The sequence below is a fragment of the Bacillus sp. E214 genome, assembly GCF_008087365.1.
In the GTDB taxonomy this organism is placed as follows: Bacteria; Bacillota; Bacilli; order Bacillales; family Pradoshiaceae; genus Pradoshia.
Genome location: NZ_VENN01000001.1, coordinates 989,127 through 1,013,247, shown reverse-complemented (window position 1 = coordinate 1,013,247; position 24,121 = coordinate 989,127). Strand labels below are relative to the sequence as shown.

Below are 24,121 nucleotides of genomic sequence, written 5' to 3'. Positions count from 1 at the left end.
CCCAGCCTTACATCAAGGCTGGGTTTTTGTTTCTCCAGGTTTTTATGATCATGGTAACAGATGCAATGAGTGAAAGTAAAAAGATGATTATGCCTGCAATCTCATACAAATGCATGAATAAAATGAAGGCAATTATTTGAGTGACAGCAATGATTATTCCATAAATTGCGTTCTTTTTTTGATTCTTTTTTATGGCAATGAAGAGCTGGAGTGTAATGAAATTACTGATAACCATAATGGTAATTGCCAAAGTATAGTCCATTGTGGTAATGTTTGTCCCTTTTTCAACTGCGAAGATCGAATAAATCGAAATGGGAAGGGCACAAAGATTTATGCCTAATAAAATCAATACCCATATTATACGATACAAAATTTTTTGCATATATTAGACTCCTTGTTATATTCTATTTTACATTTTGTGCAATATAGAGATGGTTATACCCGACTATAAATACTTCAGTTTATATTGTTTGTATTCTTAAACAAATAACTAAATAAATGACGTGTAACTTGTAAATTATGGTAGAATTCACTTGATAGTTACAAAATTTAGAACTATTCATCAGTTTATCCAGTCGAATTTTGAAAAAGGAGATTACAACTTGATAACAATTGAAAAAGCAATCTTTTGTGACGCTGAAAAATTAACAGAACTAATGAAGAAAACATTTGATGAAGAAGCAAAAAGATGGCTTATAGATCAAGAGATTGTGGATTGCAATATCCAGCCTCCTGGCTATACTTCAGTTGAAATGACTAAATATATGATCGAAGAATTATCCTATTACAAAATCATCTATAAAGAGGCTATAGTTGGTGGAGTTATCGTGACGATTACCGGTAAGTCATATGGAAGAATAGACCGTATATACGTTGATCCAGATTTTCAGAATCTCAAAATCGGTTCCAGAGTAATGGAATTAATTGAGGAGAAATTTCCAAGCGTAAGACAATGGGACCTTGAGACATCCAGCAGACAGCTTAATAATCACCATTTTTACGAGAAATTGGGCTATAAAACGATCTTTAAGTCGGAAGATGAGTTTTGCTACATAAAGAGGAAAGAGAGTTTGACAAAATCTGATAATTCGGTAGAAAATCATGATATTTCAAATAAACCATATGAAAATTGTGATATGGCATATACAGAATGGTACCAAGTCAACTTAGAAGAGAGTTCTTTTAGTAACAGTAACTTGAGAAGTACTCATTTCAGTAACTGTAATCTTAGTCAGTCAAAATTCCAAAACATAAATTTAAAACACTCCTATTTTGCAGATTTAAACCTATCCTTTTCTAATATGAGATTAGTTACCCTTGCAGGAATCGAATTTATGGACACAAATCTTGGAGATGACAAAAATCCGATATCCTTTGTAAGATGTGACCTCCAGGAATCAAAGATTAGGAATTGTGACCTAAGTAATCTGGAAATCACGGAAAGTGAGATAACAGGAATGAAAATCAATGGTATTTCAGTGGAAAAATTGTTCGAAGTGTATAACCGAGAGTTGAAAAAGGAAAGTTTCGAATAGTTATATGATCAATTGTTTGAACAAGAATCACATGATCATATAAGGGGAAATTATTTAAATCAAGTAAGGTTAAAACTTAAATAATCACAAAGAAAAAAGAACGAAGATGGTGCGACTATTCACCATTCATCCGTTCTTTTTTGCGTTCTCTTCAAGTTTACTGATTCTTTGTTCGAGTTCTTCCATCCCTAATAGTTTGGATTGTCCATCCAGAAAAATATTGCATATTGACGTTAATAGGAAGCCACCGCCCAAACCAACAAGACACCCTACACCTGGAGACCCAATGGATAGTCCAATTCCAAGGCCAGTTAACAGACTGCCTGGAATAAGGTATTCAGTTAGTGAATGCTGTTTAGCCAACAAATCTCCTCCAATCTTTTTCGAAAGTTTATGTATTCTGGTTAATATTATAACAACTTTAATTTGCAGAATATATACATATTCTTGAAATTAACCTTATTTAACCATTTAGTATCTATAAACTTATTATTCAGCAGGAAACAGTTTTAAAAAAACGCCATGAGGATAGTGGTGAGGTTTCTCGAATAAGTAAAAAGGAGGTGGTTTACATGCTAATACAGCTAAGGTCATAAATTGTCAGATCATAAAATGGACCTTTACTGTCTTCTGATGAGATAACAATACCTTTGTAGCCGTTAGAGGTGAGCATTTCGCGAAGCAAGCTGCCTATTTTAAATTCGGTATCTCTAATAAATAATTTAATGTTTGTTCTGTTATTAACTCCAGATAAATTACGAATTTTATCGAATTGTTTATGGTATATATATGCACTTATCGTTTCGTAAGGTTGTACGAATTCATTGGTAAATGAATCATATAATTTAGCATAGTCCTCATCTTCAATAAATAAGAAGTATTCCGTATTGACGCGAAACTCTATGATGTTTGGTCCAAACTTTTTAGCCCAATGTTTACGTGTCGTGGCATAAATAGCATCACCATGCTTTTTTCCATGACTGAAAGAGGTCCGTAGTGTAAGGCCTTTATCGAGAATTTTTTCATAATTGGTAGTAGAGGTTCCATGAAATACATCAATCATCTAATCGCCTCCATATTTTTATTAATACCATCATCATAAATGAAAAACGCAAACTTTTCCATCTTAATATGTTGATTAACTGATTAACGAGAGGAGCAGGAATGAGTGAAATTCAATTTATTTGTGTAGATTGCCAGGAGCTATTCATGGAGGAAACGGATAAAAATTGTTGTACATGCGGCGGTCTGTTAATAATCAAAACAAGTAAAAGCATTTTTAAGGATAATTGGATTGTTGGTGAGAACCAGACGATGTGGAAGTACTATCTAGTAGTATCAGTACAAGCAAACAAACGTGCATGGGAGAAGGTATCATTAGGTGAGGGGAATACCGTGCTCGATAAATTGGACTCGGACAATCAGCACATCTACTTAAAATTAGAAAACACTTTACCAAGCCAATCTTATATAGATAGATGCTCAGCATTATTAGTGACTAAGTTACTAGAGAAAAAGATACAAAACATCCTTATAATGGAAGCCACTTGTATGAGTCTTTCTGTTGCTAAATATGCAAAACATGCTCAAATTGCCTGTGAGTTAGCTTTACCTGAAAATACAGCCTGTCAGCTGGTGGATGCATACAGAAATGAAGGAGTCAGAGTAAGCGATTTTGTTTCTGATCAAGAATCTGCTGCAAATAATTTTATTTTACCCGACTTTCACCCCTATATGATTGAGGGAGCAAAAACATATGCATATGAGATATGGGAGCAGTTGGGACACCGTCATCCTGATATCGTTACGTTCTCGGTTGAAACCAGTATGTTAGCAGTAGGTACTTATTATGGATTTAAGGATCTTTTAGAACATCATTTAATAGGAAAACTCCCCAGATTTATCATTGTCGACATTCAATCAACTTCTCTGCCTGTAAAAAGTAAAGCGGTATCTATCCCTCAACCCCTATATAAAGAATTGATAAAAATGATTAAAGAGACAGATGGACACTTACAGACCATTACGAAAACTGAAATCATTCAAGCCAGTAAAGCGCTTTTTATGAGAGGTTATCAGATAGATGAACAAAGTGCAGCAGCCTACGCAGGATGCATGAGATATTATCGAGACTTTTCAATCAAAAATGAATCGATTGTGATACCCCTTAGTAATTTTAGCGAGATAGGAAAATCCAAATAGTTTTTTGGGGTGATAAGATAGTTATGACAAAATCTAACGTTGAGAAGTATATAGCCTCCAAGCTAGAAAGGCTGGAAAAAACACAAAATCAATCAGGTTCATGGACATTCAACTTTGAAGGATCTTCATTAACGGATTGTTTTATGATCTTACTTATACGGACCTTAGGAATAGATGAAGAAGAATTAATGCATCAACTAGTGAAACGGCTGCTGCGCACTCAAAATGATAATGGGTCTTGGAGTATCTATCCGGATGAGAAGGATGGTAATTTATCTGCCACCGTTCAATCTTATACAGCCCTGCTTGTGTCAGGCAAATTTACTCGGATGGATGAGGAGATGAAGCGAGCTGAACAATTTATAATTAAGCATGGTGGAGTATCAAAATCTCACTTTATGACTAAAATGATGCTCGCAGTCAATGGAATGTATAATTATCCAAGCTTTTTTAAATTTCCGATGAGTTATTTTATGCTCCCGCCCCATGTACCTTTTAACATGTATCAATGCAGTAACTATGCCAGAGTGCATTTAACTCCTATGACCATCTGCATTAATAAACGATTTATGTATGAACACAAGGGGATAGATAAGAGTTTCCTTGATGGACAAGAAGGTGGATGGTTTAGAGAGGAACGTTTTTTTCAGACAGAACAATTGATTAATCAACTAAAGACCCTCAATTTTTCTCCATCCTCTTGGCAAAAAGCAGGCTATCAATCTGCAGAAAAGCTAATGATTGACCGGGTTGAGAAAAATGGGACACTGTATAGTTATAGTTCGGCTACCTGTTATATGATTTATGCTTTACTTGCCTTAGGGTATAAACGAAACTCACCGATTATTCTTAAGGCGATGGAGGGAATGAAGAGCTATTTAACGAATACACCTTATGGCCTTCATTTGCAAAATTCACCCTCCCTGGTGTGGGATACAGCTTTATTAAGCTATTCCTTACAAGAAGCGGGGGTTAAGGCAACCCATCCTGTTATCGATCGAGCAAATGCGTATTTGCTGAAAAAACAACAAAGCACGAGAGGGGATTGGACAGTACATGCTCCAGATGTGATTCCTGGGGGATGGGGATTTTCTGACAGCAATCATTATATACCGGATAATGATGATACAAGTGCGGTTTTACGAGCATTAACAAAGCAAAGTAAATTGAACCAACAAGCAAATCTTGCTTGGAAAAAAGGTTTCTCGTATTTGAAGGGCATGCAAAATAAGGATGGAGGATGGGGAGCCTTTGAAAAAGATGCCTATAATTCTTTATTTGCTTATCTACCAATCGAAAATGCAAAGGATGCCATCATTGACGATTCTACCTCAGACCTGACAGGTCGTGTTTTAGAATTTATGGGTAATTATGCTGGATTAACACATGACCATTCCTTTATTAAAAGAGCAGCTGCCTGGCTTCTGAAAGAACAATTATCAGATGGTAGCTGGTATGGAAAATGGGGTGTTTGTTATATTTATGGAACGTGGGCAGCGGTGACTGGACTATGTGCAATCGGAATCAAGCCTGAGCACCCTTCTATCCAAAAAGCAATCAGATGGCTGGAGTCTATCCAGCTGAAAGATGGAGGATGGGGAGAATCCTGTATGAGTGCAGATAAAGAACGTTATATCCCATTGTCCTACAGTACTCCATCCCAGACAGCCTGGGCATTGGATGCTCTCTTAGCAGTTAAGCGGGCAACTTCAACAACCATTCAGAAAGGGGTTAACTTTTTAATAAATGAAGAGTTATACCATCCTAATGCAAACAGGTATCCAACAGGTCTCGGTTTACGGGGTGGTTTTTATATCATTTATGAAAGCTATAATTATATTTTTCCTCTGTTAGCACTGGGTCATTATGAAAAGAAACTGATTACTGACCATACATAGCTACATGGGAATGAGCGCGCTAATCCTAATTTTCTATTTTTTACTTGTTTTATGTTAGAATAGTGGCAAATGAGGAAGAATAGGTGTTGAAACATGAATAAAAGAATAGGTTTTATTGGCTGTGGAAATATGGGAAAAGCGATGGTTGGTTCTTTGATTAACAGTAATCAAAAACTCGCTGATCAATTGTTGGTATCTGTGCGCTCAGAAGAATCAAAAGTTGCTATTTCGGAAAAGTGGCCGATTCATACAACTCTGGATAATAAAGAAGTTGTCCTAAATTCAGATATAATCTTTTTAGCAGTTAATCCAAACCAATATGAAGAAGTTATTAAAGAAATAAGAGAATATGTTACTGATAAGAAGATTCTTATTTCGATTGCTGCCGGAGTTAAAATAAGGAAAATGGATGAATGGATTGGAGCAGAATCAAAATTTATATTGTCTATGCCTAATACTCCTGTCCTGGTGAATGCAGGGATGACAGCTATTTGTCCAAATGACCATGTCACAGGAGAAGAGTTAGAGGAAATCTGCCAGTTATTTAGTGTGTTTGGAGAATATGAAATTCTTAAAGAAGATGATTTCGAAGCGTTTATTGCTTTATGCGGTTCTTCTCCAGCCTATATTTTCGTATTAATTGAAGCAATGGCAGATGCAGCTGTGAAATTAGGGATAGATCGAAAAAAAGCCTATCGAATGGCTGAACAAACCATTATGGGATCGGCAAAACTCGCTTTGGAAACAGGGATTCATCCAGCAGAACTGAAGGATCAAGTTTGCTCCCCAGGTGGTGCAACGATTGCTGCCATCACAGAACTGGAGGCACAAGGATTCAGAAGTTCTGTCATTAAAGCGATGGAGGTTTGTGCTGAACAATCAAAGAAAATGAATGATGAAGTTTACTAGAAACGAAAATAATGCAGCATCCATTTTACCTTTTAGGGATATGGATGCTGTTTTTTATGCAGTGATTATTCATGGTGTAGTTAAACCATTCTTTGTCCCGCTTTTTATGAATTACACTTTTATCAATCTTAATTAAATTGAAAAAGATTTACACTCACACGTATATTAACAACTATTTCCATGTTAAAATATTTCTATCTGTTAAGGTCGGGAGAGTGAGTTATATGGATGGAACTTTATTATCTAACAGTATCTATTCGTTGAAAGGAGCCGATTTACGAATCATTTATAGTTTATTAACGAATTTAAATCTAAAAGAACTAATCCCATTTAATTTTAACAAAATCATTTCTAGGAAACATAACACTGATTATGTAAACTGCCTTCTTGAAAAAACCGATGAATATATTCATCTCTCAGATGAGGCATTGCAGGTCAGTTTGTTTCAGGAAATGAATAAAACACTCGAACTAGAAGGTGTTTATTATAGTGAAGCTTTCCATGTGGATAATCAATGTGAAGAAATTGTTGAAAAAGTATATCAAATATATATAAATCAGGAAAAATCATTCCTTCAAAACACGGAACAAATTGAGTTTACAAGGATCCATCACATTATTCACTATCAGCTCAGACAGCTATTTTATGAGGTGGAATATCGCTTTCAAAATCTTTCAGTTGAGGATCAGCAGGATTTTTTAAACACTATATATGAATTTATAATTCAGCTCTCAGAGGATGAAAAATGGATCCTTCTTCAACAATTGCCTGCAAATTATTTGTCAATTGAGGTTTTTAAAGAAATAGAATTATCCACTTTACTTATTCAGGTATCAAATATCAGTCTTCCTTCATTTTTTGATATGTTTACAAAGCTTTTAATGAACTACAATGAAAAGCTTCCAATGAATATCCCATTAATCAATCAAGAAAATATTTCCCCTACGACAAAATTATTAACTTCTCCATATTTTATTACACCCTATGTCCTTGGAGGCAGAGTCCTTCAAATAAACTATCAGCATCATGCTATAAAAAAAAGGCTAATGCCTTTTATCCTAATGCAGATAACTTTAGCGTATTTATGCGATGAAAATTCTGTATCCAGTCCAGTTTTATTCCTGAATGAATGGAAAAGAAGGGTAGAGGAATACCGTCAATTGGAGTATCATTCTGATTTATTAGAAATGAAACATATCGAAATGAGTTCATCTGTCCATAAATCCCGGCAGCGGATAAACGAATTTGCAAATCAAAAAAAACATATTCAGGAACGATTGAATATCGAAATGTACAAGCTTAAATCAACACTCCTTTTTATGGATATAAATGAGTTGAAGATAAATCAAAGTTTTGAAAAACATCGTACTGAGTACATTCACATCCAAAAAAAATTAAACCAATTAGCTGCATCCAAAAGCAATGAAATATTGGAAACCAGTTTAATCAAACAATTTACTAATAAATTGCTGAATATGTCAGTGACACTTGATCAGCTTGGTAAAGAGAAAAAAGTGGATGAGCTTCTTGAGAGCTTAGTCCGAGATATTTTAGATTCGGATAGTGACTTTAAACGGGCTGATCGAATTGGGATTAAACAAATACAGAAGGAATTAACGGATATTGATTTCATGATTGAAACGGAGAATAAGATTAAAAGTAAATATGAAAAGGAGCTTATCAAACTGAATCAACAATTACAGGAATGCAGCGATAAGGTGAAACAAATTGAGAACGAAAATTACGGGATTAAAGAGGTAGCGCAAAGTATATGAAAAGTCCGTTTCAGCAAAAACGGACTTTTTTTACCCCTAGTTAATAAAGAGGTTCATGATAATTGGTCCTATAATGGAACCAAAAACAGCGCTTAATGTCATGGAGATAGAACTCATGGAAAAGGTTAATTCACCGAATTCAAATGCCTTTGAGGTACCAATTGCATGGGATGCGCTGCCCAAAGCAATCCCTTTACTAACGGGATTTGTTATGTGGAATAGATTTAAAATAAGCGGCCCTAAAATAGCTCCGGTTAGACCTGCTATCATGACAAAAATAGCTGTTAATGCTGGAACCCCGCCTAATTCCTCGGAGATCTGTACAGCAACCGGTGTAGTTAATGATTTTGGCAGTATGGAAACGGCAGTCTCTTCGGCTACACCAGCCAGCTTACTAAATAGAAGTCCGCTAACCATTCCTGCCAATACGCCAAGAAAGACACCTCCTAAAATGACGAATATATGATCTTTCAACATTCTCCATTGTTTATAAAGCGGAAAAGCAAGTGCAACTACTGCAGGACCAAGTAATTGATTAATCCACTCTCCGCCAATCATGTATGTATCATAAGAAATATTAAAAACTGAAAGGATGCAAACAATTAAAATGGTTGTTGTTAAGATCGGCAAAAGAAATGGATTGGAAAATCGGATATAGAGTTTATTCAATAAAAGAAATATGATGACAGTTATAATAATAATCGAAATGGCAATCAGTAATTTCCCCATTTATTTTGATCCTTTCGTTGGTTCACTGAATTTTCGAGAATCTGACTGGTTCCTCCGGATATCAGCAGGGTAAAGATTGTACTAATAAATACGACAAACATAATGATGAAACCTTTAGAGGAGAATAGCTCGGGATACTTTATAACACCGATACAGATTGGAACAAATAACAAAGGCAAGAAAGCAATTAAAAAACCAGCTCCACGATTAATATATTCAACTGGAATTACTTTGAATTTTAAGCAAACTAACAGTAATAATAACCCGATGATACTTGCAGGGATGGGAATGCTAAACAGCTCTTGTATGAATACGCCGATATAATAAAAAAGAAAAAGAACAACGATTTGCGAGCATATGACTAAATGTTTCATGAACGTATTGGCTACTATAGAGTGAAAGTAACCTTCACCTCCAAATTTAAATGATAATTTGATATTACGCTTCCCTTCTGACAAGTCAAACAATTTGCACTTTATGGAAATTGCACTTGTACTTTAGCTAGTACATCTTATTAGCTTTTTGAATCCTGTTAAATCAGAGGCTCTGTTGTTTAGCTTTTCTAATTATTGCTTCTAATTTAAGCAAAGATAAGAGGATAAAAAGAGGGTGAGGAGTAATTTAAAGCTTTACAATCTAGAAAAACATAATTCCGTATATGTCCGGCCAGTATCTTTTTAAAGCTTCCCGTATGAAAACGGAAACAGAAAAATTAGTGAGGATTCTTGTTTGGTTTATTTTACCTCCTAAAAAATTAAAAAAAGGTCTTTTAATCTGATCATGCGCATGCTAGTATACTAGTGTAAATGAACGAAACACAGTTTGAACCAAGAAGAAGTTTCAAACATTTATTTTACTCTTGTTTGTGAAATAATGAGCAATAGTAATTATAATTTATTTTTACACGAAGTATTAATAATCAGTTTTAGAACAATTTTAACTCCTGCATTTTATTTTACTTCCATTTGTGAAGTTATGAGCAAGATGAAATGTAAATAAAATTTGGGAATAAGTATATACTACCGGTTAAGAAGCCTTAACTGTTTAAAAAGATTGATGATGGAAGTATGGAGTGTAAGTGTTTGAACCCTGCTTGGCGGTATTTTCGTCATTTATAACCATTATAGTATTTGGAGGTAAATAAAATGAGTGCAGAAGCTTTGAAAAAACAAGGCTCACCAAAAGAAAACCCTACTCCTAATGTTCGTCCTTTCGGCATGAGGGACAAAATTGGATATCTATTAGGTGACTTTGGAAACGATTTCTTCTTCTTATTGGTAAGTGCTTACCTAATGGTATTCTATACCGATATTTTTGGCATCAATGCAGCGACAGTTGGTGCGCTCTTCATGGCTGCTCGTTTATGGGACGCAGTAGCAGACGTAACTTGGGGACGTTTTATTGACACTAGAAAACCAACTAAAAATGGTAAATTTAGACCATGGGTTCTAAGAATGTCATTCCCATTAGTTTTCTCAGGGGTTTTAATGTTCGTTACGATTCCTGGTATGGGCGACGGCTTCTATCTAGCATGGGCGTTCGTAACATATATCGTTTGGGGTACTTTGTACAGTACAGTTAATATTCCTTACGGATCTATGGCTTCTGTTATGACAGATAATCCAGTTGAACGTACTTCTTTATCTACTTACAGAACAGCTGGTATGATGCTTGCGAGCTTGATCATCAATGCAGTCGGACCAATGATTGTCTTTGTTGATAACAAAATCGATGCAAATCGTATGTTCATGGCTGCTTGTATTTTTGGTGTGTTGGCAATTTCTTGTTACATCGGTTGCTACAAATTAACAACTGAACGTATCGTTCCTGAAACAAATGATGCAGAAAAAATGGATCTTCGTAAAACGCTTAAAGCGATCGGTCAAAACAAACCACTTATTTGGATTTTAACTGCATCTTTATTATTCATGACAAACAGCATGCTTATGGGAGCAGTAAACGTATACCTATTTAAAGATTATTTCACTAGCACTGCAGCGTTAAGTCTTGTTGGTGTTATGACTACAGTTACAGCATTTATAGCAATGCCGTTGGTTAAACCATTAGTTGCTCGTTTCGGTAAAAAAGAAATTGCTTCTATTGGTATGGGATTTGCGGCTATCATTTACTTCGTACTATTCATGCTGAAAGATATTGATGCAATGACATTTGTATGGATTGCAGCACTTGGTATGTTTGGTACAGCATTCTTAAACGTTGTTATTTGGGCGTTTGTAACGGATGTTATTGATTATCATGAGTTCTTAACTGGTTTACGTGAAGATGCAACGATTTATTCAGTTTACTCCTTCGCTCGTAAAGTAGGTCAAGCCGTTGCTGGTGGTCTTGGCGGTTTCTTGATCGCTGCAGTTGGTTACAATGCAGCACTTGAAACACAAACAGAAGGTACGTTAAATGGAATTCATGCACTTGGTACATTAGCACCAGCGTTGTTCTATGCAGTTATTTTCTTAATCCTAATGTTCTTGTACCCATTAAACAAGAAACGTACAGAGCAACTTGCAATTGATATTGCTGAAAGACGTAAAAAATAATTAGTAAAGAGATAGCTCTTAAATGGGCTATCTTTTTTTGTTATTGGGAAATTTGTAAAAAGAAGAAAAGGATGTAAAAGGAAGAGTATTTAATGAATTACGTACATACTTTGAATCTGGTAGAGCATGATAAGTAATGGGCATTTAATGTATGAGTTATGTTCAAATTTAGAAAAATAAATTATTGATATAACTCGTCAAGTATGCTAGTATACAAGCATGCAATAACACGTATACATAGTGTTTATGAAAATTTCAATGCAAATATATGGAGGTATGACGAAATGACTACTTTACCTTTTAAAGTTGATTTAACAGATAAAGTTGCGGTTGTTACAGGCGGCGCTGGAATCCTTTGCGGAGCATTTGTTGATGCTTTGGCTGCATGTGGAGCGAAAGTTGCCATTCTTGACCGCGCTTTAGAAAATGCTGAAAAGAAAGCTGAAGAAGTTCGCCAAAAAGGCGGAATTGCGATTGGTGTTGAAGCAAACGTATTAGACAAAGAAAGCCTAAAAGCTGCACACGCAGTTGTAAAAGAAAAATTAGGTCTTTGCGATATCTTAATCAACGGTGCTGGTGGTAACCATCCACTTGGAACTACTACTAAAGAATATTTATTCCCAGAAGATTTGAATGGTCAATTGAAAGATACAATCACTTTCTTCGATTTAGATCCAGAAGGAGTTCAATTCGTATTCAACTTGAATTTCTTAGGTACTTTATTACCTTCTCAAGAATTTGCAAGTGATATGGTAAATCGTAAAGGTGCAACAATCATCAATGTATCTTCTATGAATGCATACACACCATTAACAAAAATTCCTGCTTACAGCGGTGCGAAAGCTGCAGTAAGTAACTTTACACAATGGTTAGCGGTTCACATGTCTAAAGTTGGAATCCGTGTTAATGCAATTGCTCCAGGATTCTTCGTTACAGCACAAAATGAAAAATTGTTGAAAAACGAAGATGGCTCTTACACTGAGCGTTCTGAGAAAATCCTTCGCAATACGCCGATGGATCGTTTTGGTGAAGCGGAAGAGCTTGTTGGAACAATGTTATACCTTGCAAGCCATGAAGCATCCAGCTTTGTTAATGGCGTAATCATCCCAGTTGATGGTGCGTTCTCTGCATATTCTGGTGTTTAATTAGGGCTAAAAAATTGAAAACAAATAGCGATTAATCTATCGCTATTTGTTTTGTTGATATCGACTCGAAAACTGGAGTGTGAATGTTATGTTACCAAAATTTGAAGTATTAAATGAAATGCGCAAAGGCTATGTTGTAGCAGTTGTTCGCGGTAAGACAAAAGAAGAAGCTGTTGAAATTGCTAAACAAGCATATGCAGGCGGTATTCGTTCTTTAGAAATTACATTTACAACACCTGATGCAGGTGACGTTATTGCTGAACTTGCAAGCATGAATGATGACAACATGATCATTGGTGCTGGAACAGTATTAGATGAAGCTACAGCTCGTCTTGCTATTATGAAGGGTGCACGCTATATCGTGAGTCCACACTTTGATAAAAACATTTCATTAATGTGTAATCGTTATTGTGTTCCTTACTTACCAGGTTGCGGATCCGTAACTGAAGTAATGGAGGCTGTTACATACGGTTCTGATGTTATCAAAATGTTCCCTGGAAGCCTTCTTGGCAAATCCTTCATTAAGGATGTACACGGACCACTTCCACATGTTCAAATGATGCCTTCAGGCGGTGTTAGCAAGGATAACTTGGCTGACTGGATCGAAGTTGGTGCATTTGCAGTAGGTATCGGAAGTGCCTTAACGAAGAATGTGAAAGATGGAGATTACAGCTCTGTCCAAGCAGTTGCAAGAGAGTTTATGGACCATTTAGCAACACTTCAAAATAAATAATCAAGACCTGCTACATAAAGGAGGGTAAAGCGGATGAGTTCATTTATACATGAAAACTTTATATTGCAAAATGAAACAGCTGTGAAGTTGTATCATGAATACGCTAAGAATATGCCTATTTATGATTACCACTGCCATTTATCCCCAAAGGATATTGCAGAGAATCGTAAATTTAAAAATATAACTGAACTATGGCTCGAAGGTGACCATTATAAATGGAGAGCAATGAGAGCACATGGGATTCCTGAAAAGTATGTTACTGGTGATGCCGATCCGAAGGAGAAGTTTGAGGCTTGGGCTAAAACTGTTCCATATACAGTTGGAAACGCTTTGTATCACTGGACTCATATTGAGTTAAAAAACTACTTCGGTATTGAAGAATTATTAAACGAACAAACATGGGAAAGCATTTGGAACCGTTGTAATGAATTGTTGCAGCAAGATGATTTTTCTGTTCGCGAACTCATCAAACGCTCAAATGTAAAAGTAATTGGCACGACAGATGATCCGACGGATGATCTTATGTATCATGCGCAAATCGCTGAATTGCCTGATTTCCCAGTGAAGGTTCTTCCTTCATTCCGACCTGACAAAGGATTGGAAATCAATAAAGCTACATTCGTTCCATTCGTGGAGACTCTTGAAAAGGTTGCTGACAAATCATTAGCAACTTATGCGGATTATATTGCGGCTCTATTGGATCGAGTTCAATATTTCCACGAAAAAGGCTGCAGAATTTCTGACCATGGCCTATCAGAGGTTCCATTTGCTGAATTCGATGAAAGCGAATTAGATGGAATTTATCAATCTGGCCGTAGCGGTAAAGCTGTAAGCCTAGAGGATGAAAATAAATTCAAGACAGCCATCATGATTGCTCTTGCAAAGGCCTACACAGAAAGAGGCTGGGCAATGCAGCTTCACTTTGGTGCAATCCGCAATAACAACACAAAAATGTTCAAAAGATTAGGACCTGATGCAGGCTTTGACTCCATCAGTGATCAAGGCGAAGTAGCCGCACCATTAAATGCGCTGCTAGACGCGTTAGAAATCAGGGATTCCCTGCCTAGAACAATTGTGTATAATTTGAATCCTGTTTATAACGAACTGATTGGTACAACGATTCAAAACTTCCAAACAAACGAAGAAGGAATCGCGGGTAAAATCCAATTTGGTTCTGGTTGGTGGTTCAATGACACTAAACCAGGCATGATTCGCCAAATGACAGCTTTAGCTGATCAAGGATTATTAAGTCACTTTGTAGGGATGCTGACAGATTCACGTAGCTTTATCTCTTATAGCAGACATGAATACTTCCGCCGCATTCTATGTAACTTAATAGGTACTTGGGTAGAATCTGGCGAAATTCCAAATGATCCGGCATTGCTGCAAAACTTAATTGAAAACATCTGCTTTAATAACGCTAAGAACTATTTTAATATAGATCTTCAATAATTTTTAGGAGGAAACTTACTATGGAAATGTCATTCCGTTGGTATGGAAAAACTGATAGTATTCCTTTGGAATACATCCGTCAAATTCCAGGTATGAAAGGAATTGTAACAGCTATTTATGATATCCCGGTTGGTGAAGCTTGGCCGATGGATAAAATCGAAGAATTGAAAAAGACTGTAGAAGATGCTGGTATGCACATCTCTGTTATCGAGAGCGTACCGGTTCATGAAGATATCAAAATTGGTTTGCCAACTCGTGACAAATATATCGAGAACTACAAAACGACTTTACGTAACCTTGGTAAAGCTGGTATCCCAGTTGTGTGCTACAACTTCATGCCAATCTTTGACTGGACACGTACAGATTTAGAATACCGTCTTCCAGATGGTTCTACAGCTCTTATCTTCGAAGAAGAAGTAGCTAAGAAAATGGATCCACTAACAGGTGAACTTTCTTTACCAGGTTGGGATTCCAGCTATAAAAAAGAAGACCTGCAACAATTATTTGATCACTACAAAAATGTTGATCATGAAAAACTTTGGGAAAACCTTGAGTATTTCATTAAAGAAATTATTCCAGTTGCAGAAGAAGCTGGCGTAAAAATGGCAATCCACCCAGATGATCCGCCATTTGATATCTTTGGATTACCACGTATCATCACAAACAAAGAAAACCTAGAAAGATTCGTTAACCTATATGACAGCCCATATAACGGTTTAACAATGTGCAGCGGTTCACTTGGTTCTCACCCAAATAACGATTTCCCAGAAATGCTTCGTTACTTTGGTAAGAAAGACCGCGTAAACTTTGTACATGCCCGCAACGTTAAATTAACAGGCGGAATGTCATTCGAAGAAAGTGCTCACCCATCTGAGTATGGTTCTGTTGATATGTATGAAGTGATTAAAGCAATGAAAGACTTCAACTATGAAGGACCAATCCGTCCTGACCACGGTCGTATGATCTGGGGCGAAACTGGTAAGCCTGGTTACGGTTTATATGATCGTGCATTAGGTGCTACTTACCTAATTGGATTATGGGAAGCAGTAAATAAAAATAATCGCTAATGATTAAAATAAGTCGATGCGAATCTTCCAAGTAAGAATTCGTATCGGCTTATTCATATAGAAGGAGAGTATAGAAATGAAGGACAACATCAAAGAATTTGTTAAAACAAAAGACTTTTTAGTATGCGTTGATTCCGATGGTTGCGCAATGGATACGATGGGTGTAAAACACGAAGAAGCATTTGGACCGCGTGCAGTAGACGTATGGGAGCTTCATCACATTAAAGATCGTTTCCTAAAAGTATGGAATGATATCAACCTTTACACAAGAACAAGAGGAATCAACCGCTTTAAAGGCGTTGTCGCTACTTTCGAAGCTTTAGAAAAAGAAGGCATTGAAATGCCTGATATCACTTCTTTCAAAAAATGGGCTGAAACAACGAATGAACTTTCCAATCCATCACTTGAAAGAGCGATTGCTGAAACAAATGACGAGCAATTAAAGAAAGCATTAGAGTGGAGCCATGCGGTTAACCGTACGATTGAAGAAGAATTGGCTGGTAACGATAAACCTGTTGAAGGAGCTAAAGCTGGGCTGGAAGCTGCTAATAATGTAGCAGATGTAGCGATTGTATCATCAGCAAATGGTGCAGCTGTACTTGATGAATGGACAAGACATGAACTAAACGTACATGTTGATGTCATGCTTGGACAAGAAGCTGGTACTAAAGCTTACTGCATAGAGCAATTGAAAAAATTCGGTTATGAAAACACTCGTGTATTGATGATCGGTGATGCTCCTGGAGATTTATCTGCTGCTGAGGTAAATGACGTTCTTTATTACCCAATTCTTGTTGGTAAAGAGAAATTCTCTTGGGATCGTTTTCAAAACGAAGCTTTGGCTAAATTCTTAGACGGCAGCTTTGCAGGAGAATACCAAGAACAATTGATTAAGGAATTCAACGATAACTTAAAATAAGGTTTGGAGGAAGTCCAGATGATTCAAAAAATTGCTAAAAACATCCCAATGCCAAAGGTTGATCTAAAAGCAAAGCCATATAATCTATCTGATGAAGATATTAAATGGGTTAAAGATACAATCGCTGGAATGACTACAGAAGAGAAGATCGGTCAGTTATTTATTAACCTATTCTTCTTTGGTGATGATAAATTCAGCGGTAATACATTCACAAACAAAGAACTGCTTGAAAAATACCATATCGGCGGGGCTCGTTATATGGGGGCTACATCCGATAAAGTACAAGCACTTATCAACGAACTTCAAAAGGATTCCAAAATTCCATTACTAGTAGCAGCGAACTGTGATGCAGGCGGTAATGGTGCTGTGAACGATGGTACATATGTGGCGTCTGCTGCTATGTGTGAAGCTTCCGGTGATGAACAAGTATCCTTTGATGCAGGTTATGTAAGTGGTCGTGAAGCGCATGCGGTTGGTGTTAACTGGAACTTCGACCCATGTGTGGATATCCTAAAAAACTGGAGAAATACAATCGTAAATACTCGTGCTTACGGTACAACTGCTGAACCGGTTATCAAGCACACAAATTCATACATTAAAGGGTTAACAGAAAGTAATGTTGGTGTTTGCATTAAGCACTGGCCTGGTGATGGAACAGAAGAACGCGACCAGCATTTAGTCATGGGCGTAAATGAATTATCTGTAGACGAATGGGAAAAATCCTTCGGTGAAGTATACCGTAATCATATTGAGAACGGTGTACACTCTATTATGGCCGGTCATATTGCTTTGCCAGAATATCAAAAAGCATTAGTACCTGAATTAGAAGACCGTGATATCTTGCCAGCTACGTTAGCGCCAGAATTAATTAATGGTCTCCTAAAAGGCAAATTAGGCTTCAACGGTCTAGTCTTGACTGATGCATCTCATATGCTTGGTATGACAGCAGCGATGAGACGTGAAGAATATGTACCGCAATCCATTGCAGCAGGCTGTGATATGTTCTTGTTCTTCAACGATATTGATGAAGACTACAACTTCATGTTAAATGGTTACAAAAATGGAATCATTACAGAAGAACGACTTCAAGATGCATTAGAAAGAATCCTGGGCTTTAAAGCGACACTAGGCTTGCACAAAGCGCAAAAAGACGGTTCCATCTTCCGCAATGAAGAAGACTTAAAAGTAATTGGCTGTGAAGATCATATCGAGCGTGCTAAACAAGCTGCAGATAAAGGAATTACGCTTGTTAAAAACACATTGGATCAATTGCCAATTCGCCCAGAAACACATAAACGTATTCGTCTGTATTTCTTAGAAGGAGAAAAAGGCGGCATTTATGAAGGCGATGACAAAACTCTTAACTATATTGTGAAAGAGCTTGAAAGCAGAGGCTTTGAAGTAACCGTTAACGAAGGTGACACTCGTGTTAAAGGCCCAACATTAAAATATCGTGAAGAAGTAGATGCAGCTCTTGTATTTGCCAATGTCATCGGTTATGGTGCAGAAAACAACTACCGTATCAGATGGAAAACGGCTATGGCAAACGAGATCCCTTGGTATGTACATGAAGTTCCAACCGTATTCGTATCATTGAACTTCACAACACACTTAACTGATGTGCCAATGGTAAAATGCTATATTAATGCATACAAAGATACTGAAATCACAATTAAAGCGGTTATTGACAAGATCATGGGTGAATCAGAATTCCATGGTACACCAAATGAAAACGTTTGGTGTAATAAGTGGGATACAAGACTATAATATACGGTCATTGATATATTGAAATTATATTCAATCCACGAAAAACATGCGGATCTACATGCTTTAAGCATGCGGGTCCGCTTTTTTAATGGTTCATTCTAACTTTAAGATAATAAACTTCAATGAATTAACACTAAAAGTATAATAACTCCGGTAACATTTAAAATTACTTTTTATGAGAGAAAATAACATATGTTTTTATTAATAAGAACTAAACAAACTATGTTCCAAATCTTCATAGTTTTTTTCTAAAAACCCAGCCACCAAGAAAAAATCACAAAACCCACCAAGAAAGAAAAAATTTGATAATATAAGATTAAAAGTGATGTCTAATGTAAGAGGTGAGGGGAATGAACAGAGGATTCTTATTAAAACAAAAAGCATTTTTAAAGCTTTATCTACTGGAGATTGCTTCTCATCCAAGGGACTATGGTTCCATGGTGTTAAATGATTTAAGAGAAAAATTTAAACCATTTGGCTATTCGCCAACCCATACGGAAATTTATAAAACCTATAAAGAATTGTATAAAGCCGGATTCGTAAAAAAAAGAACCGAAATACTCGGCGATCCACAAGAAAATGTTCAAGAAGTTTTTATTTATTATTTAACGGATAAAGGGAAAGAAGAATTAGAAATTTACCGAAAGTTAATGAAAAAAGAGCTGGAACGTTCAATCGGCATACTGCAGGTTGCTTTAGAGGATCATTTTGGTCCAGTTAAGAAAATATAAGGGTCAGGATTCTAAATAAATAGCAAAATAAAATTAGGTTTCAACATGCAGCCTGATTTGCATAGCAAGTCGGTCTGTTTTGCATGTATAGAATGAATTACACCTTAAGTTTACGTATTTATGATTTAAAGGGATGCAAATGAAAATTTGAAAAAAGATCCCTCCTATTAAAAAAACATAAATAAATCGATTCGAATTAAAATACATATATAGTAATGGGATAAAGATGTTCAATTTAGTTAGCTCCCAAGAATTCGTTTGTTTATAAGTATAAAAAGCACTAATAAACGAAATATTAAGTTGTGATTATTAAAATGGTTTAAGGACAATTTATTCTCACTTGGCAATTGCTTTATTTACTGAGGGGGTGCTAAAGATGATCATACAGGATCACGATTTCACGATGGGCAAGTTAACTTCTTTATTGGTACTCTTACATAACAATGAAGCGGGAGAAATGATAAAGAAGCAGTTAAACATGGAAAATTGCCGGTATACTGTGGGAAGTATAGGATCTATCGACTTGAATAAAGTCATCTCTGTCATTGAAGCAAGTGCAAAAACAAAGGGAATTATAAATTCGGAATCCTACAATGAACGAAATACGTTATATCATACCATTTTAGAGGCAGTACAAGGAGTCGGCAGAGGGACCATTCAAGTAGGTGACTTACTTAAAAAAGTTGATTTAACCTATGGCATAGTAAGAGGTAAAAATAAAAAAATAAGCACGGGCAATGAATGGATTGGTGTTTGCATTTATGGACGGTCTGATTCAGAGGAAAAAGGGATTGAACAGGAAACATTAGGCCTTGGTTTTAATCATTTATAGTCAGCGCTATCTGTCACCCTATTCAGAAGACTTCACCAGGAATAATTTTTCCTAGTGAAGTCTTCTTTTTATATTTTTTATGAATAACATGTTTGATCAAGGCAGGACCATGTGTATGGATGGTTAAAAAAACAGAAACACAATCATTTTATCGGTAATTTAAAGGGAATATCTAACTGTTGTTGAAAAAGTATTATATGCAGTGATTTTAAGTAGCTAATGAATAAAGATTCTAATTGAAAAAATTACACATTAAGTTAAATGGATGGAGGGGATTTTTACTTATCTAATTTGAAATAGAGTGTATCTTGTTTAGGGAATTGAATCTGGGCTTTTTATGTAATTGATCATAAATTAAGGTGTACTTTCACCATCCTATACACCATCCAAACTAGACCGCCAATATAAAGATTTTAGTAAAACTCTACATAATCTTTTCTCAAAAATCAAATAGACAACAGGATTCTATTTATTCCAAAACAGAAATTTGTAGTTGTAAAATCAAAAAATGATAAAAAAATTGGAGGTGGTGAACAAATGAGAAAAGAAAGTGTCAAAGAATTAGCGGAGCAATCCGTTTTGCCGATTATTGTTTCACCAATGTTTATTATTTCTACTCCTGAAATGGTACTTGCAAGCTGTAATGCCGGGGTTATTGGTACTTTTCCAACTTTAAATGCACGAACTGAGGAACAATTGGAGGCATGGTTTCAAGAAATAAAGGATGGACATGTAAGATTACAGAAAGAACATAGAAACAAAAAAATAGCACCCTGGGGAGTAAACTTAATTGTTCATTCTACTAATCATCGTTATGAAAGTGATTTAGCGTTAATAAAGAAATACCAACCACCTATCGTAATTACGTCACTTGGAAAACCGGTAAATGAAGTTAAAATCGTCCATGAATATGGCGGGCTGGTTTTTTCTGATGTTATAAGCATTAAGCATGCAAAAAAAGCAGCTGAGGCCGGAGTAGATGGATTAATTCTTGTTTGCAATGGCGCGGGTGGTCATGGAGGGACGTTGAATCCGTTTGCCTTTATAGCTGAAGTTAAACAATTTTGGAATGGAATTATTATTTTGGCAGGTTGTATATCAAACGGACAAGAAATTCTTGCAGCAAAAGTGCTTGGTGCTGATTTTGTTTATATGGGAACTCGGTTTATCGCTTCTTTGGAAGCGGTTACTAAAGAAGGGTATAAAGAAATGTTAATTGAATCGAATGCCAGCGATATTATTTATACGAATACCTTTAGTGGTGTGAATGCAAATTACCTCACACCAAGTATCAAAAAAGCTGGTTTGGATCCAGCTAACCTACCGGGGAAAAGCGAAATGAATGTGGTTCGTCAACAAAATGAAGCAAAAGCCTGGAAGGATATTTGGTCTGCAGGCCAAGGAGTAGGGTCGATTAAAGATATTCAACCAATAGAGTCTATTATTAAAACTTTGCAGCAGGAATATGAGAAAGCATTAGACATATTACCTTCAACAGCAGCTACTAAGTTATGAATCTAAAAAAAAAGTTATTTGATTTTCAAGGTGAATTTTAAAGGAGGAACCTCTAATGAGAGAAGCGGTTATTGTGGAAGCAGTCAGGACTCCAGTCGGGAAAAGAAAGGGAGTATTTAGTTCAGTTCGTCCGGATGATTTACTTGCAGGAGTTTTACGTAAACTTACCGAGAAAGCTGGTATTTCAAGTGGTCTGGTTGAAGATGTTATTATTGGTTGTGTTTCTCAGGTTGAAGAACAAGCCATAAACATTGCAAGATCAGCTGTACTGATGGCCGATTTCCCAATCCATGTACCTGCCACAACGATTGATCGTCAATGCGGCTCAAGTCAACAGGCGGTTCATTTTGCTGCACAGGCTATTTTAAGCGGTGATATGGATATTGTAATTGCAGGTGGAGTTGAAAGTATGACTCGAGTGCCAATGGGGTCAAATAGGTTACATGCAAAACCAAGTGAAGAACTGTCTCCGCGTTATGAATTAATTAACCAGGGGTTATCTGCAGAGAGAATTGCTGAAAAATGGGGATTTAGCCGAAATCAGCTAGATGAATTTTCAATTAGAAGTCATCAAAAGGCTATCCGGGCACAGGAGGAAGGACGTTTTGAACGAGAAATCATGCCAATAGAAGTAGTTAATGATGACGGGACTAAAACTATAGTCACTCAGGATGAGGGACCGCGTCGTGAATCCTCAATGGAGAAACTGGCCAAACTACCAACCGTCTTCAAAGAAAACGGAGTCATTCATGCGGGTAACGCGAGTCAAATGAGTGATGGTGCTGCAGCGCTTCTTATTATGTCAAAAGAGAAAGCGACCCAATTGGGATTAAAGCCGCGCTTTAAAATTATCTCCAGAACAGTAATAGGCTCTGACCCAACCTTAATGCTTACAGGTCCGATTGAGGCTACTAAAATGGTATTAAAAAAGAGCGGTTTAACCATTAATGATATGGATTTATATGAGGTAAATGAAGCATTCGCACCTGTTCCTTTATGCTGGATGGAGGAGTTTGGAGCTGACCCAGAAAAATTAAATGTTAATGGAGGAGCTATTGCACTTGGTCATCCATTAGGAGCTAGTGGCGCTCGCGTCATGATTACATTAATGCATGAATTAGAACGGATAGAGGGTAGGTATGGTTTACAGGCCATTTGTGAGGGAGCAGGAATGGCGAATGCTACTATTATTGAAAGAATAATAGAATAAAACATTGATTATTTGGAACAAAAGAAGGCATAAATCAGATTTATGCCTTCTACTCAATTCACTAATTTTTATTTTTAATGTTTTATCTGTATTAATCTAAGATTGTTAACCACATGGTTCGGATGTTTCATTCCCACCATTACTGAGCTAATGTTTTGCTCTCCCAAAATGGAGAGTAAATAATCGTCTGGAGTACATTCTCTATCAATTAATTTACCTAAGTTAAATGGAGCGCTGGTCACTGTAGTTAACCCAAATTCCTTCGCGGCATCTAAAACAGTATGAAATTTTTGATTTACTTGTTGATTTCGTCTTGTTTTGGCATAGTGAGTGATTTTGTTATAGGGGAATTGTAGAAATTTGAAATGATGATTTACTCCAACAACTTTTACTAAAGTTTGCATAACTTTCTCCAATGATACATACCCTTTCTCTTTAGGATTACATAATAATCCAACCCAGGATGCAAACCCGTAATAACGAATATTTCCCCTGGATACTTGTTCCTCATAAAATAAAAAAAGTGATTCAAGCTGATGATAAAAAGCTTCTTCTCCTAAAACCACCATTGAGAGTTCGGGATTATGTATATAATGGATGTCAATGGTATTTATTCTGAGATGCTTCTTACTTTGTTCGATTGCGAACTGATAATAGGAAGGAGCCAAAACGTGTCGCTGATTTCCTACGATATGTAAATCGGCTTCTTCAACTATTGCTGCATCTAGGAGTATTTTCTGTAAATAATCTTTAGGTACAAGCCCTGCATCATTATCTCCTGGGATAATTCCGGCTTTTGTAGAAATCACTATTTCCTCGCGATTTATTGTTCCATTATCAATTAAACGAGATAAAACTAAGCCGATGTCACGTTCTGATCTCATTCCTCGATAGTTAATTGCTGTATCTACAAAATTGATACCATTTTTCAATCCATATTCAATCGAAGTTCGATAAAGTCTAGAGTCTGTTTCATCCATACTGCCTAAATGTGTGCCAATGGCGATTGGAGAGACTGAAAAACAAGAAAGTTCTCTTTTTATAACTCCATGCCTATCTAAATATGCAGAAGTAGCTTTTGAAGTTGCAGAACCATTATTCATTAGAATCTCATCTTTATTCAACTTCCCAACCCCATCCTCAGAAT

General features: G+C 36.3%; 23 protein-coding genes. 17 read left to right on the top strand and 6 right to left on the bottom strand.

Features of this window, described 5'->3' with window-relative positions:
• Window positions 1-7 precede the first annotated feature (7 nt).
• Window positions 8-382, bottom strand: a complete 375-nt coding sequence (locus FHY47_RS04695; RefSeq protein WP_148629750.1) for a hypothetical protein — start codon at window positions 380-382, stop codon at window positions 8-10.
• Between the two features lie 274 nt (window positions 383-656).
• Here FHY47_RS04695 and FHY47_RS04690 point away from each other — a divergent pair, with 274 nt between their 5' ends.
• Window positions 657-1,535 (top strand): GNAT family N-acetyltransferase, encoded by an 879-nt coding sequence (locus tag FHY47_RS04690; protein ID WP_148630253.1) that lies wholly within the window; start codon window positions 657-659, stop codon window positions 1,533-1,535.
• Window positions 1,536-1,661: 126 nt separating this feature from the next.
• On the opposite strand, the gene FHY47_RS04685 is transcribed toward FHY47_RS04690, so the two are convergent.
• Entirely contained in the window at window positions 1,662-1,898 is a 237-nt protein-coding gene (locus FHY47_RS04685; protein WP_139891889.1) for a hypothetical protein, read from the bottom strand.
• Between the two features lie 205 nt (window positions 1,899-2,103).
• The gene (locus FHY47_RS04680) at window positions 2,104-2,598 is read right to left on the bottom strand and encodes a hypothetical protein (protein ID WP_139891890.1); all 495 of its coding nucleotides are present in this window, start codon (window positions 2,596-2,598) and stop codon (window positions 2,104-2,106) included.
• A 101-nt stretch (window positions 2,599-2,699) separates the two neighbouring features.
• Here FHY47_RS04680 and FHY47_RS04675 point away from each other — a divergent pair, with 101 nt between their 5' ends.
• The 5 genes from FHY47_RS04675 (at window position 2,700) to FHY47_RS04660 (ending at window position 8,319) form a co-directional block, all read left to right on the top strand.
• On the top strand, window positions 2,700-3,737 hold the full coding sequence (locus tag FHY47_RS04675; RefSeq protein WP_148629749.1) for a threonine synthase: 1,038 nt from the start codon (window positions 2,700-2,702) through the stop codon (window positions 3,735-3,737).
• A gap of 23 nt (window positions 3,738-3,760) precedes the next feature.
• Window positions 3,761-5,635 carry a squalene--hopene cyclase gene (gene shc / locus FHY47_RS04670; RefSeq protein ID WP_148629748.1) on the top strand — a complete coding sequence of 625 codons (1,875 nt, stop codon included), beginning with the start codon at window positions 3,761-3,763 and terminating at the stop codon, window positions 5,633-5,635.
• Window positions 5,636-5,728: 93 nt separating this feature from the next.
• Complete coding sequence (gene proC / locus FHY47_RS04665) at window positions 5,729-6,544, top strand: pyrroline-5-carboxylate reductase (RefSeq protein WP_148629747.1); 816 nt, start codon at window positions 5,729-5,731, stop codon at window positions 6,542-6,544.
• Window positions 6,531-6,680 (top strand): hypothetical protein, encoded by a 150-nt coding sequence (locus FHY47_RS18855; RefSeq protein ID WP_187393433.1) that lies wholly within the window; start codon window positions 6,531-6,533, stop codon window positions 6,678-6,680. Before proC ends, FHY47_RS18855 begins: the two co-directional genes overlap by 14 nt.
• Window positions 6,681-6,768: 88 nt before the next feature.
• Entirely contained in the window at window positions 6,769-8,319 is a 1,551-nt protein-coding gene (locus FHY47_RS04660; protein ID WP_148629746.1) for a hypothetical protein, read from the top strand.
• Between the two features lie 36 nt (window positions 8,320-8,355).
• Here the strand turns inward: FHY47_RS04660 and FHY47_RS04655 are convergent, their stop codons facing one another.
• Window positions 8,356-9,048 (bottom strand): LrgB family protein, encoded by a 693-nt coding sequence (locus FHY47_RS04655; protein WP_066103657.1) that lies wholly within the window; start codon window positions 9,046-9,048, stop codon window positions 8,356-8,358.
• Window positions 9,033-9,422 carry a CidA/LrgA family protein gene (locus FHY47_RS04650; RefSeq protein WP_148629745.1) on the bottom strand — a complete coding sequence of 130 codons (390 nt, stop codon included), beginning with the start codon at window positions 9,420-9,422 and terminating at the stop codon, window positions 9,033-9,035. Before FHY47_RS04650 ends, FHY47_RS04655 begins: the two co-directional genes overlap by 16 nt.
• A gap of 771 nt (window positions 9,423-10,193) precedes the next feature.
• Between FHY47_RS04650 and FHY47_RS04645 the strand changes: the two genes are divergently transcribed.
• From FHY47_RS04645 to FHY47_RS04595, 11 genes are all read left to right on the top strand, one after another.
• Complete coding sequence (locus FHY47_RS04645; protein WP_066103662.1) at window positions 10,194-11,603, top strand: MFS transporter; 1,410 nt, start codon at window positions 10,194-10,196, stop codon at window positions 11,601-11,603.
• A 284-nt stretch (window positions 11,604-11,887) separates the two neighbouring features.
• On the top strand, window positions 11,888-12,748 hold the full coding sequence (locus FHY47_RS04640; protein WP_066103664.1) for an SDR family oxidoreductase: 861 nt from the start codon (window positions 11,888-11,890) through the stop codon (window positions 12,746-12,748).
• Window positions 12,749-12,836: 88 nt separating this feature from the next.
• Entirely contained in the window at window positions 12,837-13,481 is a 645-nt protein-coding gene (locus tag FHY47_RS04635; protein WP_066103666.1) for a bifunctional 2-keto-4-hydroxyglutarate aldolase/2-keto-3-deoxy-6-phosphogluconate aldolase, read from the top strand.
• Window positions 13,482-13,514: 33 nt separating this feature from the next.
• The gene (gene uxaC / locus FHY47_RS04630; protein WP_066103668.1) at window positions 13,515-14,933 is read left to right on the top strand and encodes a glucuronate isomerase; all 1,419 of its coding nucleotides are present in this window, start codon (window positions 13,515-13,517) and stop codon (window positions 14,931-14,933) included.
• A 20-nt stretch (window positions 14,934-14,953) separates the two neighbouring features.
• Complete coding sequence (uxuA, locus tag FHY47_RS04625) at window positions 14,954-16,000, top strand: mannonate dehydratase (protein WP_066103670.1); 1,047 nt, start codon at window positions 14,954-14,956, stop codon at window positions 15,998-16,000.
• Between the two features lie 76 nt (window positions 16,001-16,076).
• Window positions 16,077-16,919: an HAD family hydrolase gene (locus tag FHY47_RS04620; protein WP_148629744.1), complete on the top strand. Its 843-nt coding sequence runs from the start codon at window positions 16,077-16,079 to the stop codon at window positions 16,917-16,919.
• Window positions 16,920-16,937: 18 nt separating this feature from the next.
• Window positions 16,938-18,686 (top strand): glycoside hydrolase family 3 protein, encoded by a 1,749-nt coding sequence (locus FHY47_RS04615; protein ID WP_262365966.1) that lies wholly within the window; start codon window positions 16,938-16,940, stop codon window positions 18,684-18,686.
• 350 nt (window positions 18,687-19,036) lie between these two features.
• Window positions 19,037-19,417, top strand: a complete 381-nt coding sequence (locus FHY47_RS04610; protein ID WP_066103674.1) for a helix-turn-helix domain-containing protein — start codon at window positions 19,037-19,039, stop codon at window positions 19,415-19,417.
• A 376-nt stretch (window positions 19,418-19,793) separates the two neighbouring features.
• A complete protein-coding gene (locus tag FHY47_RS04605; RefSeq protein WP_066103676.1) occupies window positions 19,794-20,249 on the top strand; it encodes a HutP family protein in 456 nt (151 codons plus the stop codon).
• Window positions 20,250-20,786: 537 nt separating this feature from the next.
• On the top strand, window positions 20,787-21,764 hold the full coding sequence (locus FHY47_RS04600; RefSeq protein WP_066103678.1) for an NAD(P)H-dependent flavin oxidoreductase: 978 nt from the start codon (window positions 20,787-20,789) through the stop codon (window positions 21,762-21,764).
• A 55-nt stretch (window positions 21,765-21,819) separates the two neighbouring features.
• Window positions 21,820-22,974 carry a thiolase family protein gene (locus FHY47_RS04595; RefSeq protein ID WP_148629743.1) on the top strand — a complete coding sequence of 385 codons (1,155 nt, stop codon included), beginning with the start codon at window positions 21,820-21,822 and terminating at the stop codon, window positions 22,972-22,974.
• A gap of 74 nt (window positions 22,975-23,048) precedes the next feature.
• Here FHY47_RS04595 and FHY47_RS04590 read toward each other — a convergent pair whose 3' ends face one another.
• A complete protein-coding gene (locus FHY47_RS04590; protein WP_066103682.1) occupies window positions 23,049-24,098 on the bottom strand; it encodes an aldo/keto reductase in 1,050 nt (349 codons plus the stop codon).
• Between the last annotated feature and the right edge of the window lie 23 nt (window positions 24,099-24,121).